This window comes from Proteiniphilum sp. UBA5463, from assembly GCF_002427225.1.
GTDB classification, from domain to species: Bacteria; Bacteroidota; Bacteroidia; order Bacteroidales; family Dysgonomonadaceae; genus Proteiniphilum; species Proteiniphilum propionicum.
The window spans coordinates 18870-31902 of record NZ_DIQL01000039.1 but is presented as its reverse complement, the minus strand read 5'-3'; the positions used below and the strand labels follow the sequence as shown (position 1 = coordinate 31902).

Sequence of the window (13033 nt, the reverse complement as noted above, 5' to 3'; positions counted from 1 at the left end):
GTGAAATTCAAAGAAGAGATGGGTACCACTATCTATCAATTTATCCTGAGTTGCAGGATTGACTATTTTGCTCATTTATTGCTAACAACTGACAGGACTCTATACGATATGGCCCTTGAAGCCGGTTTCAATGACTGCAAAAATATATCGCGCATTTTTAAAAAGCATAGAGGCTGCACTCCTGTAGAATTTCAAAAAAAATACAGCAATAACTTTCCACCATAACGTTTTTTGAGATTACTATTTCGTTATTAACGTATTTCCCATACCTGATAAAACATAATTTTGTGTACTACAAAAATGTGGGACAAACTATTTACTTGTATTAAATCAATAAAAGATGAGTACAAAACCAGGGGTTAAACATGTTCAGAACAAAAACGCCACGATCAAATCAATGATTATTCTGGTGTTGCTGTTTTTTATTTTCGGATTGGTATCGTGGGTAAACACTATTTTAGTCCCTTATTTCCAACTGACCCTTCAACTGACTAATTTTCAATCCTCGTTTGTTACATTTGCTTTTTACATTGCTTATTTAGTGATGGCTATCCCTTCATCTTTCTTGCTGAATAAGATGGGATATAAGAGGGGGATGATGTATGGCCTGTGGTGTATGGCAATCGGGGCGCTGCTCTTTGTCCCTGCTGCCTATTGGCGTGTTTATCAGGTGTTTCTACTGGGACTGTTTTTGCTGGGTGTAGGACTTGCCATTTTACAATCGGCCGCTAACCCTTATGTAACCATTGTAGGGCCAATCGAGAGCGCTGCCAAACGGATGAGTATAGTTGGGACGGGCAATAAACTGGCCGGTGTTATAGCTAATCTTATTTTTGCCGGAGTTGTTATCCGTGAATCCGACAAGGTATTGATGCGGGAGATTGAATCCGGCCTATATACCGGCACGTCGTTAGATGCTGCTTTGGATAATCTGATCAAAGGCGTTATGTTCCCATATCTGATTTTAGCTGTAGCGCTCTTCGTTTTTGGAATTATTGTTCGTTATTCGGCTTTACCGGAATTAGATCCCTCGGTAGTGAACAAATGTTCTGCCGAAGATGAAAGCTCCGGTAAATCCATTTTTCAATATCCTGCATTGATATTGGGGGTGGTTGCCATGTTTTTCCATATAGGAACACAGATGATTGCTCTTGCTACCAGCATCCAATATGCAGGTACTATGGGTGAAAGCCTGGCCGGGCCGGCTAAAAATATCCCTTCATACACCATGCTGTTGACTTTTCTGGGATATTTTATCGGAATCATATTGATCCCCAAATACTTGAAGCAACGTAATGCGCTTTTAATCTGCGCTTCACTCAATTTAGTTCTTTCTATTTTAATAATTAGTACATCAGGAACGGTTAATTTCTTCGGAATTACGTCCGATATTTCTATCTGGTACCTTGTAATGATGGGACTTCCCAATGCATTACTTTACGCCGGGATTTGGCCTCTTGCCATCAACGGATTAGGCAAGCACACGAATCTTGGCGCTGCTTTTCTGGTGATGGCGCTTTGCGGGAGTGCATTTATGCCTATGATTTATCATTCGCTTGTGGAGCTTAATTCGTCTCTCTCGCCTTTTGAAGCAATGAAACAGGCCTATTGGATTCTTATCCCCTGTTTTGCCTATATTGTATGGTATGCGGCCAGAGGATACCGGATCAAATTCTGGAGAAGAACAAAGAACTAATGTGGTAATTGATTGATATTATGGATAATAGAATCATCATAAAAAACGGCAAGGTCATTTTTCCCGATACGATAGAGGAGAACCTGACCGTTGTATGTGGAAATGGGAAAATAACCGATATTCTTCATAATGAAGAATTCACTCCCGGCAATAGCGATATTGTGATAGACGCGACAAACAAGTATGTTGCTCCCGGCTTTATTGATATCCACACACACGGCGGTGGCGGGCATGACTTTATGGACGGGACCGTTGAGGCATATCTCGGAGCGGCGGAAACTCATGCCCGGTATGGAACCACGGCGTTGTTGCCTACAACGTTGACAAGCACGTTCGACGAGCTGATTAACACGTTTGACGTATATAAAGAAGCCGTAAAACAGAACACAAAAGGAGCTAAATTTCTCGGGCTACATCTGGAAGGACCCTATTTTGCCTATAATCAGCGGGGCGCTCAGGATCCCCAATATCTTAAAAACCCCGAACCGGAAGAATACAATAAGATCTTAGCGGCGTCGGACGATATTGTACGCTGGAGCCTGGCGCCGGAGCTGCCCGGTGCGCTCGACTTCGGAAAGGTGCTGACTTCAAAAAGCATCCTCACCTCCGTAGCACATAGCGATGCCATTTATGAGGAGGTACTGAAAGCCTTCAACGCAGGGTTTACACACGTAACCCACCTTTATTCGGCTATGTCCACCGTTACCCGCAGGAATGCATTCCGCTACGCGGGCGTTTTGGAAGCTGCATACCTGATCGATGACATGACAGTGGAGATCATTGCCGATGGAGTGCATTTACCTAAATCCCTTCTCCGGTTCGTATATAAATTCAAAGGGCCTGACAAAACTGCGCTTTGTACCGATTCAATGCGGGGGGCAGGTATGCCCGACGGGGAATCTATTTTAGGCAGCCTGGAAAAAGGACAAAGGGTAATCATCGAAGATGGCGTGGCAAAACTACCGGATCGGACAGCTTTTGCCGGAAGCGTTGCCACCACCGACCGTTTGGTCAGGACCATGGTAAACATTGCTGATGTGCCTTTGGTGGAGGCGGTAAGAATGATGACCTTAACTCCGGCCCGCATCATGCGGATAGATCAGCAGAAAGGATCTGTCCAAAAAGGTAAAGATGCTGATCTGGTTATTTTTGATAATAATATTAATGTTTCATACACAATCTTGGAAGGAAATGTCATATACGGAAACTAACACGAATGTAATCACATTCACCAAAGGAATGTTGGAAGTGAAAATCTTTCATACCCGGGAGGAGATGGGTATGGAAGCGGCAGCTAATGTATCGGATACTATACGGCAACTGTTCAATGAAAAAGAGGAAATCAATATGATCTTTGCCGCCGCACCCTCACAAAGCGATTTTATGAAGGAGCTGATTGCCGATAAACGAATCCGGTGGGAGAAGATCAATGCCTTTCACATGGATGAGTACATTGGGTTGGAAGAGAATGCCCCTCAGGGATTCGGTAATTTCCTGAGAGAACGCATTTTTGATAAAGTTCCCTTTAAAAGTGTCCATTATATAAACGGGATAAACGGTGGAGCGGAAGATCCTTCTGCCGAGTGCGAAAGGTATGCCGGCTTATTGGATCAATACCCTGTTGATATTGTTTGTCTTGGGATCGGAGAGAACGGCCATATCGCATTCAATGACCCGCCAGTAGCCGATTTCAAAGATCCTGAATTAGTGAAAGTGGTAAAACTGGATATGGCTTGCAGGCAACAACAAGTCAATGAAAACCTTTTCACCGGAATAGACTTGGTACCTACCCATGCGATCACCGTGACTATTCCGGCACTGTTAAGGGCAAAATATATGTTCTGCATGGTACCGGCCAAAAATAAAGCTGAAGCCGTGTATCACGCTCTGAATAACGATATCAGCGAGGAATGCCCGGCTACGATCTTACGAACGAAAAAAGGCGCTGTATTGTATCTGGACAAAGAAAGTGCGTCATTACTGAATTAAAACAAAATCATTATGAGACTAAAAGTTATTTTGTCAGCTATTTTGTCCGGACTTTTATGGATAGCCCAGGCACAACAAATAAAAATTGGCATCATCGGCCTCGATACCTCTCACTCTATTGCCTTTACCAAATTTTTGAATGGAGAAGATAAAAAAGAAGAATTCAAAGATTTTAAAATTGTCGCAGCCTATCCCTACGGATCGAAAACCATTAAATCGAGTTACGACCGCATACCTGATTATATAAAACAGGTTAAAGGATTGGGAGTGGAGATTGTTCCCTCCATAGCAGAATTGCTCAAAAAAGTAGATTGTGTAATGTTGGAAACAAACGATGGGAACCTGCATCTGGAACAGGCGTACGAAGTGTTCAAGGCAGGTAAGATCATGTTTATAGATAAACCGCTTGGCGCCACTTTGGCACAATCCATAGCGATCTGTCAATTAGCCAGGGAATATAATATTCCCATTTTCTCTTCATCCGCGCTACGGTTTGTTCCGCAAAATCAAAAATTACGCAACGGAGAGTATGGTAAAGTTTTAGGAGCGGATTGTTACTCTCCGGCAACACGTGAAATATCGCATCCCGATTTTGGGTGGTATGGCATCCATGGCGTGGAAACCCTGTTCACTATTATGGGAACGGGGTGTGTATCCGTGAATCGAATGTCGGCTGAAGGAACTGACGTAGTCGCCGGCTTATGGAGCGATGGCAGGATAGGCACGTTCAGAGGCCTTCGTGCGGGAAAGGGTATCTACGGAGGAACAGCCTTTACGGATAAAGGCGCGGAACCTGTCGGTCCCTATGAGGGATATGAAGTACTACTGACGGAGATATTGAAATTTTTCAGAACTCGCGTTGCTCCGATTTCAGCAGAAGAAACGCTCGAAATATTCACCTTTATGGAGGCTTCGAACGAAAGCAAGCGTAATGATGGAAAAATCATCCTGATGGAGGATGTCTATCGTAAAGGCTTAAAAGAAGCTAAAGAATTACTGCTGGAATTAAAAATAAAATGAAAAAGGGTTGGTCTATAATTGCAGTCGGACTGATATTACTTTCTTGTATGCAAAAGAACAATAGCCCCCGGGGCAACCAAACGATATTTATCGGCAAAGAGGGTGAAATAAAACTGATCGTCCTTGCCCCGGGGCATTTTCATGCCAACCTGCTTCAAAAAAGCGCCATGCCACAGGTAAACGATTCGGTATTTATATATGCACCCGCCGAAGATACCGGATTAAAACAGTATCTTTCGGCCATTGAGTCGTTCAACCAAAGAGATAAAGATCCTACAAGTTGGCAAACAATTGTCTATACCGGCGACGATTTTCTAAATAAGATGGTAACCGACAAAAAAGGGAATGTAGTCGTACTTGCCGGTAACAATAAAGAGAAAACCGAATATATTCTCAGTGCGGTAGATGCCGGATTAAACGTTTTGTCGGATAAGCCGATGGCGATTAACCGGGAAGATTTTCTTTTGTTGGAAGAAGCGTATGCCAATGCTGAGGCACAAAACGTGTTGTTATATGATATGATGACCGAACGTTACGATATGCTAAATATCATCGAGAAAGAGTTGATAAACGATCCCGATTTTTTCGGTGAGCTGAAAACGGGAACACCGGAAGATCCCGCCGTGTATATGGAGAGCGTGCATCACTTCTATAAAGAAGTGTCCGGCACCCCGTTGATCCGTCCGGCATGGTATTACGACGTGGAGCAACAGGGCGAAGGGATTGCCGATGTAACCACGCACCTGATCGATTTGTTGTTCTGGAAATGTTTTCCCGGACAGTCTATCAATTACACCCGGGATATCGGGAATATCTCTTCCTCTCATTGGGCAACAGAGATCACATTACCGCAGTTTACAAAATCGACCGGTGAAACCGCCTTCCCCGATTACCTGCAAAAATACCTCAACAATTCCATACTGAAGGTGTATGCCAACGGCACTCTCCACTTCGATGTAAAACACCGGAATGTGGGCTTAAAAGTTATTTGGAATTACCAGGCGCCTGAAGGTAGCGGAGATACCTTCATGTCGGTTGTAAAAGGAACAAAAACTACGCTGAAAACAATACAGAACAAAGAGCAGAATTTTGTGAAACAACTGTATGTGCAAAAAACCGACGGGATGGATGAAAATGAATTTTCCGATAACCTCCAAAAGGCGATCGAGAAAATCCGGACAACCTATCCTTTCGTATCTGCTTCTCCTACAACCGTAAAAGGGGAGTATATCATCAATATTCCTTCCGAAAACAGGGAGGGACACGAATCACATTTCAAATATGTTGCCGAAAGTTTTTTCAGCTTCTTAGTAAATCGCGATATGCCTGACTGGGAAAAAATCAATACCTTAGCAAAATATTACATCACAACAAAAGCTGTAGAAATTGCAAAAGATAGGGATTGACATCGGCGGGACTTATTACGAATCATCAAAGATGTTCCATGGTTCATTGCAGAACATCATGGGAACACGGTTCGATATACTTATCATCGGCCAAAACAAATTGAAATCGCAGGAAGTTTGGAAAGATGTCGTTTTCGAACTTCGGCGGCTCGACCGGATCTTTAATCGCTTTAGCAGTACAAGCGAAACTTCAAAAATCAATCGCGAAGCTATTCTTGAACCTGTGCATGTAAGCCAGGAGATGTGGACGATCCTGAAAAGTTGCCGGCAATACAATATCCGCACATTGGGATTGTTTGATATCACATTGGATGATTTTTCAAAAGTGTTGCTGGATGAAAGAGAGCACACTGTCATTTTTTTGAAAAAAGATATATCATTAGATTTTGGAGGCTATGCCAAAGGATATGCACTGGTGAAAATTAAGGATTTAATTCATCAAGCCGGAGTAAAACACTGTTTTGTAGATTTCGGGAACAGTTCTATTCTGGGAATGGGGCACCATCCTTACGGAGATGCATGGAAGGTGAGCATTGAAAACCCATATAACCATGATGAAGTTTTAGGTGAGATTTCTTTAAAGGACGAGGCATTGTCGGTATCGGGAAATACACCGACCTACACAGGCCATATAGTACGGCCTATGTCGCGAGAAGCAATAAAAGGAAATAAGGTCGTCTCGATCACCTCAAAAGATCCATTGGATGCTGAAGTGCTAAGCACAGTTTTCATGATCGCCGATGATACGGAAAAGAAACGAATTACAGAAGGTTTTAAAGTACAAAATACAGTAGAATATTAGTCTAACTTTAGTGAAGTAACATTATGTCAAACAAAAAGCCTAAACAAGTGGATACGAGCCTGCGACAATTTATCAAAGACTTAGGTTACGTTTCGGGAGGAGCCGCGCTTTTAGCTACGACCCCCTGGTTGCAGTCGTTTACCCCGGATAAAGCCAAAGAAATAAAAAAAGAGAAAGCCAGGATAGGATTTATCGGAACGGGTTCCAGAGGAACGTATAATATACACGCAGTATTGTCTCTGCAACATGCCGAAATTGTGGCTCTGTGTGATATATATCCCCCGAACCTGAAAGAGGCTTCCGGTCTTTGTCCCAACGCGAAGACATATACCGACTATCGAAAGATGCTGGAATCTGCTGACATCGACGGAGTTATTATATCTACCCCGCTTTATCTGCATGCTCCTATGACATTGGATGCCCTGGATGCGGGAAAGCACGTGTATTGCGAAAAGGCAATGGCTTTAACCATGGAGGAATGCAAAGCAATTTACGATACATATCGGAAAACGGATAAAGTTCTCTATTTCTGCATGCAGCGTATGTACGACAAGAAGTATATAAAGGGGATACAAATGATCCATTCCGGCTTAATCGGAGAAATTGTGGGAGAACGCTGTCATTGGTTCAGGAACCATGACTGGAGGCGCCCCGTACCTTCTCCGGAACTGGAGCGTCAGATCAACTGGCGTTTGTATCGGGATTATTCAGCCGGGTTAATGACTGAATTGGCATCCCATCAATTGGAAGTCTGCTGCTGGGCTATGCAGATGGTGCCTGAATCAGTGATAGGAACAGGAGACATCGTATATTGGAAAGACGGAAGAGAGGTATATGATAGTGTAAATCTGGTGTATCACTACTCCAATGGGGTCAAAATCAATTATGAATCGCTTATTTCCAATAAATTCAACGGGATGGAAGATCAAATACTGGGCAATAAAGGAACCATGAACCTGGCCACCGGTATTTATTATCTGGAAGATGAAGCCGGCGGGAAAAAATCCGGGATTGAACAATTGATTGGGCAGATAGGAAATAAATTATATGCCTCCGTACCTGCTGCCGGCCCGAGCTGGCGCCCGGAAACGAAAGAGAAATATATCCCTCACAACATTCTTGAAGGTGAATTTCATGTGAATGATGGTCTATCCATGATTGGCGCATTAAAAGATGGTTCCGATGAAATTTTGTCCGCATTTTGTCAGGCTTGCATTACCGGTGAAAAAGGGAAAAATATAGTGGAAGAGGCCTATCTTGCCACCATGCTTTGTCATTTGGGAAATCAGGCGATGGCGGAGCAAAAGAAAATTACTTTTCCCGAAGAATACAAAATTCCTTATATGAAATTCTCTTAGAAAAGATTCATCAATAAAAAGAAAATATTCAGATGAAAGACTTAATTATAACATCCAGGCAATTAAAAAAAGAAATATATATTCTTTCCGCTTGCTTTGCCGCGGCATTTTTAACGAACATCGTTTCAATCATCCTCTTCAAAACACCCTGGTACGAAGTGTTTACCCAACTGGGATATGTCATTTTTATTGCTCTATTTTTCTATCTACTGGTTATTCTGGTTAGAGTTATTGTTTATATGATCAGAAAGTTGATAAAACAGAATACTCATGGTAACTAAAAAAACTATCCTGATCTTCCTTGTGTTTTACATCTTCGCAACTTCTATCTATGCGAAGCAAATAAAACTATTGGCGATAGGGAATAGCTTCTCGGATGATGCTATTGAGCATTACCTCCCGGGACTGGTAGAAGCAAACGGCGATACCATTATAATCGGAAACATGTATATTGCTGGATGTTCTTTAGAAAAACACTATAACAATACAGTGAATAACTCACCGGATTACTCTTATCGAAAAATTGTTGACGGGATTAAAACCATAACGCCCAATTTACAGGCTGATCGATGCCGTTAGCGACGAAAAATGGGATTACATCTCTTTTCAACAGGTGAGTTCCCTTTCCGGCCTGTACGAATCTTTTTTTCCCTACCTTGACCGCTTGATGGATTTTGCAAGGGAACATTCAACTAATCCTGTCATGAAAATCGTGTTGCACGCCACTTGGGCTTATGCACAAAACTCCACGCATGCCGGTTTTGCCAATTATGAAAATAACCAGATAACGATGTTCAATGCTATTATTGATGCATACAATCGGGCAGCGCAAAAAACAGGCATTGATATTATTATCCCGGCCGGGACAGCCATACAAAACGGAAGAACAAGCAGTTTGGGAGATACATTTTGCAGGGATGGCTATCATTTAGATCTTAATTACGGGAGATACACCGCATCTTGCGTATGGTATGAGAAGTTATTTCAAAAATCTGTGGTTGGAAATAATTATGCCCCTCATTCGATTACGCCTTTTCAGATAAAAGTAGCTCAACTTGCCGCACATCGTGCGGTCGAAGAGCCCGGTAAAGTCACTCCCATTGAGGTGAATGAAAATTCATGGCTTACGATTGCTATGGTTGAAACATAACAACAAATGTGGTACCCGACCACGATGAATGGCTGGCTCGAACAGATTGATGTTTCTATTGCATCACAAATTCTCTCATAACTACAAGGTTTACATTTAAAAGCATTTTTTGTTTATTTACGTTTTTTGAATATATTATTTCGCAATAAACTCCTTGATTCTTTTTTTCATTTATTCCTTTGTATCAAGAAATAAACACGAGTATTTCGATATTATATCATTTCATTTTGATCATTGAGTGGATTAGTATTTTGTAGTTCCCTAATCATTATATACATATGTTATGGATAATATTTTGCCATTTAGAGACAATTTTTTTCCAGTTGTTTCAACATGTATTCCAAATAATAAATGTTATTTTTAGGAATAAGTCAAAGAAGACAATTATTAAAGGATAATGTAAATTTTTAATAAAATAAATCAATATAAACAGAGCTTCTGTAAATTATAACCCGTTATTTAATTTAACAAATAAAAATGAGATGAAATGAAAAGCAGAATTAAATTTATTATTTTATGTTGCATCTTCATCATTTTTTCTTTATCCTCATTTGCGCAACAACAAATACAAGTAAAAGGAAAAGTTATTGAAGATGAGACAAATAGTCCCTTGCCTGGTGTAAGTGTAATTGTAGATAAATCTACCAGAGGTGTCACAACTGACATAGATGGGAGTTTTGAGATCAAAGTATTACCTACTGATAATTTGATTTTCTCTTTTCTTGGAATGGAATCACAAACAATTAAGGTAAACGGTAGGACATACTTAGAAATAGCCATGAAGCCGCAGCCAAGCGAATTGGATGAAGTAACTGTTGTGGCTTTTGCCAAACAGAAGAAGGAAAGCGTAATAGGCTCTATATCGACGGTTAAAACATCCGAACTTAAAGTTCCAAGCAGTAACTTAACCACGGCTTTTGCCGGAAGAGTTGCCGGCCTTATTTCTTACCAACTTAGTGGAGAGCCTGGCAAGGACAATGCAAGTTTTTTTGTCCGCGGTGTCACTACATTTGGGGCGGAAGCAAAGAAAGACCCGTTAATTTTAATTGATGGGGTAGAACTTACTACTGACGATCTAGCTCGCCTAAATACCGATGATATCGCCACATTCTCAATAATGAAAGATGCGACAGCCACTGCACTCTACGGTGCGAGGGGAGCAAACGGAGTAATTCTAGTTACAACGAAAGAGGGGCGAGAGGGGAAAGCTAAACTTAATATTCGTGTCGAAAATTCAATTTCATCACCAACGAACCGTGTGAAGCTAACCGATCCAATCACATACATGAGAATGCAAAATGAAGCGATAAAAACGCGCGATCCATCTGCAGTATCTTTATATAGTGAAGAAAAAATACGTATGACTGAACGGGGATTATATCCTGATCTTTATCCATCTACCGACTGGTATGATATATTGTTCAATGATGTGACAATGAATCAACGTGCCAATTTAAGTATAAGTGGAGGGGGTAATATAGCTCGTTACTATGTTGCCGCAGCATTAACAAAAGATAATGGCAATTTAAAACCGGACTCAAAGAATCAGTTTAATTCGAATATTGACTTATTAAAGTATAATATTCGTGCGAATGTAAATATCAATGTAACGAAAACTACGGAGATGATCATAAAAATGAATTCTTCTTTTGATGAATATACTGGACCTCTGGACGGAGGTGCAGATCTATACCGCAAAATAATGAGATCAAATCCGGTATTGTTTAAACCATATTATGAGCCTGACGAGGCGAATATCTTTACGAAGCACATTCTATTTGGAAATTATGGAAACGGAGGATACCTAAATCCTTATGCAGAAGCGATGAAAGGGTATAAAGATTATAGTAAAAACACGTTAATCACGCAATTTGAAATTAAACAAGACCTCTCCATGATTACTAAAGGGCTCACTGCAAGAGCAATGGTAAACATGAATAGAAATTCAGATTACACCGTAACTCGTCAGTATTCTCCATTTTTTTACAAAATCAAGGATGGGAGTTATGACAAATGGACTCAAAAATATGAATTGGACGTCCTGAACCAAGCCTCTGGAACTGAATGGTTGGACTTTAAGGAAGGCGACCGTTATATAAAATCCACTTTTTATTTGGAAGCTATGACTGAATATAATCGGAAGTTTCAAGAAAAGCACGATGTCAACGCTTTATTGGTATATCAAATGCGGGAAGAAAAAGAAGGAACTGCACCAGATCTACAATCATCACTTCCCTATAGGAATTTAGGGTTATCAGGACGTTTGGCCTATAATTATGATACGCGATATTTCGGCGAATTTAATTTTGGATACAATGGGTCGGAACGCTTTTCTACCGAACATCGTTTTGGCTTCTTTCCGTCTATTGGCACAGCATGGATGGTATCAAACGAAGATTTTTTTGCATCATTGAAGGAATATGTTCCTGTATTTAAATTAAAAGCGACCTACGGATTAGTAGGAAATGATGCAATAGGAAGTGCCAGCGACCGTTTCTACTATTTATCTAAAGTGAATATAGGTGGTAGCAGCTTCGTTAATTGGGGAACCAACCTAGACTATAATCCCGGTATAGTTACTATTTCAAGATATGCGAATGATGATATCGGTTGGGAAAAATCTTATAAAACTAATTTAGGATTTGAAATTCTCCTGAAGAATGGTTTTTCGGCAAACGCTGATTTTTTTAATGAAAAACGGGAAGGTATCTTATTATCCCGGACTATTCCTAAGACAACAGGTATAGGTGTGCCTGTAAAAGCGAATCTTGGAAAAGCAAAAGGAAGTGGGATCGATGTTGAATTTAATTATGAAAAGAATTTTAACAAATATTTTTGGTTGATCGGGCGCGGAACTTTTACATACGCCACCAGTAAAGTATTAGAGTGGGAAGAACCGGAATATTCAGATGCTCCATGGCGTTCCAGAGTAGGATATTCCATCAATCAAACTTGGGGATACATCGCTGAGCGTTTATTCTTAGACGAAGAAGAAGTTAAAAATTCCCCGACGCAATTTGGAGACTATAAGGCGGGTGATATTAAGTATAGGGATATTAACGGCGATGGAAGAATCTCAGAATTAGATATGGTACCAATTGGGTATCCTACAGTACCAGAAATCAATTATGGTTTTGGTCTTTCAATGGGATATAAAGGCTTGGATTTTTCATTCTTTTTCCAAGGCTCTGGCAGACAATCTTTTTGGATGAATACAAATAAAGATAATTCGAATAACATTATCCCATTTTTAAATGGGAATAATGTATTAAGAGCATTTTCAGATAGTTATTGGTCTGAATCTAACCCGGATATTTATGCTGTATGGCCGCGATTAGCTAATCAAGCAATCGACAACAATAACAAACCAAGTACTTGGTTTATGCAAGATGCATCGTTCTTGCGTTTAAAGAGTGCCGAGTTGGGTTATACCTTTCCTAAAAGAGTAATGGACACACTGCATGTAGGAAATCTTCGTCTCTATTTAAGTGGTACAAACTTATTATGTTTCAGTAATTTCAAATTTTGGGATCCTGAAATGGGTGGAAACGGATTGGGATATCCGCTCCAAAGGGTAATAAATATTGGTCTAAATGTTGGATTTTAAATCTT

The 13033-nt window shown here is 40.7% G+C and carries 12 protein-coding genes; all 12 read left to right on the top strand.

From position 1 onward, the window contains the following. On the top strand, nt 1-225 hold a 225-nt coding region (locus B3B27_RS06360; protein ID WP_286847152.1), incomplete at its 5' end, for a helix-turn-helix domain-containing protein. A gap of 115 nt (nt 226-340) precedes the next feature. Next, complete coding sequence (locus B3B27_RS06355) at nt 341-1696, top strand: MFS transporter (RefSeq protein WP_286847151.1); 1356 nt, start codon at nt 341-343, stop codon at nt 1694-1696. Between the two features lie 20 nt (nt 1697-1716). Next, nucleotides 1717-2907, top strand: coding sequence for an N-acetylglucosamine-6-phosphate deacetylase (gene nagA / locus B3B27_RS06350; RefSeq protein ID WP_286847150.1), 1191 nt, complete (start codon nt 1717-1719; stop codon nt 2905-2907). Beyond that, nucleotides 2888-3685 (top strand): glucosamine-6-phosphate deaminase, encoded by a 798-nt coding sequence (locus B3B27_RS06345; protein ID WP_286847147.1) that lies wholly within the window; start codon nt 2888-2890, stop codon nt 3683-3685. The genes nagA and B3B27_RS06345 overlap by 20 nt, the downstream gene beginning before the upstream one ends. Nucleotides 3686-3697: 12 nt before the next feature. Further along, a complete protein-coding gene (locus tag B3B27_RS06340) occupies nt 3698-4705 on the top strand; it encodes a Gfo/Idh/MocA family protein (protein ID WP_286847145.1) in 1008 nt (335 codons plus the stop codon). A 47-nt stretch (nt 4706-4752) separates the two neighbouring features. Further along, nucleotides 4753-6111 carry a putative oxidoreductase C-terminal domain-containing protein gene (locus B3B27_RS06335; protein ID WP_414702877.1) on the top strand — a complete coding sequence of 453 codons (1359 nt, stop codon included), beginning with the start codon at nt 4753-4755 and terminating at the stop codon, nt 6109-6111. Nucleotides 6112-6142: 31 nt separating this feature from the next. Next, nucleotides 6143-6913 carry an FAD:protein FMN transferase gene (locus tag B3B27_RS06330; RefSeq protein ID WP_286847154.1) on the top strand — a complete coding sequence of 257 codons (771 nt, stop codon included), beginning with the start codon at nt 6143-6145 and terminating at the stop codon, nt 6911-6913. A 23-nt stretch (nt 6914-6936) separates the two neighbouring features. Continuing rightward, nucleotides 6937-8271, top strand: coding sequence for a Gfo/Idh/MocA family protein (locus B3B27_RS06325; RefSeq protein ID WP_286847141.1), 1335 nt, complete (start codon nt 6937-6939; stop codon nt 8269-8271). A 32-nt stretch (nt 8272-8303) separates the two neighbouring features. Further along, nucleotides 8304-8552: a hypothetical protein gene (locus tag B3B27_RS06320; protein WP_286833978.1), complete on the top strand. Its 249-nt coding sequence runs from the start codon at nt 8304-8306 to the stop codon at nt 8550-8552. After that, nucleotides 8542-8850: a DUF4886 domain-containing protein gene (locus B3B27_RS06315; RefSeq protein ID WP_286847138.1), complete on the top strand. Its 309-nt coding sequence runs from the start codon at nt 8542-8544 to the stop codon at nt 8848-8850. Before B3B27_RS06320 ends, B3B27_RS06315 begins: the two co-directional genes overlap by 11 nt. Before the next feature lie 34 nt (nt 8851-8884). Beyond that, nucleotides 8885-9421 (top strand): DUF4886 domain-containing protein, encoded by a 537-nt coding sequence (locus tag B3B27_RS06310; protein WP_286847135.1) that lies wholly within the window; start codon nt 8885-8887, stop codon nt 9419-9421. A 487-nt stretch (nt 9422-9908) separates the two neighbouring features. Beyond that, nucleotides 9909-13028 (top strand): SusC/RagA family TonB-linked outer membrane protein, encoded by a 3120-nt coding sequence (locus B3B27_RS06305; protein WP_286833975.1) that lies wholly within the window; start codon nt 9909-9911, stop codon nt 13026-13028. Nucleotides 13029-13033 lie beyond the last annotated feature (5 nt).

Coding starts and splice junctions, on each gene's coding strand:
- B3B27_RS06355 (WP_286847151.1), top strand. CDS start 341: ATGAGTACAAAACCAGGGGTTAAACATGTTCAGAACAAAAACGCCACG.
- nagA (WP_286847150.1), top strand. CDS start 1,717: ATGGATAATAGAATCATCATAAAAAACGGCAAGGTCATTTTTCCCGAT.
- B3B27_RS06345 (WP_286847147.1), top strand. CDS start 2,888: ATGTCATATACGGAAACTAACACGAATGTAATCACATTCACCAAAGGA.
- B3B27_RS06340 (WP_286847145.1), top strand. CDS start 3,698: ATGAGACTAAAAGTTATTTTGTCAGCTATTTTGTCCGGACTTTTATGG.
- B3B27_RS06335 (WP_414702877.1), top strand. CDS start 4,753: ATGCAAAAGAACAATAGCCCCCGGGGCAACCAAACGATATTTATCGGC.
- B3B27_RS06330 (WP_286847154.1), top strand. CDS start 6,143: ATGTTCCATGGTTCATTGCAGAACATCATGGGAACACGGTTCGATATA.
- B3B27_RS06325 (WP_286847141.1), top strand. CDS start 6,937: ATGTCAAACAAAAAGCCTAAACAAGTGGATACGAGCCTGCGACAATTT.
- B3B27_RS06320 (WP_286833978.1), top strand. CDS start 8,304: ATGAAAGACTTAATTATAACATCCAGGCAATTAAAAAAAGAAATATAT.
- B3B27_RS06315 (WP_286847138.1), top strand. CDS start 8,542: ATGGTAACTAAAAAAACTATCCTGATCTTCCTTGTGTTTTACATCTTC.
- B3B27_RS06305 (WP_286833975.1), top strand. CDS start 9,909: ATGAAAAGCAGAATTAAATTTATTATTTTATGTTGCATCTTCATCATT.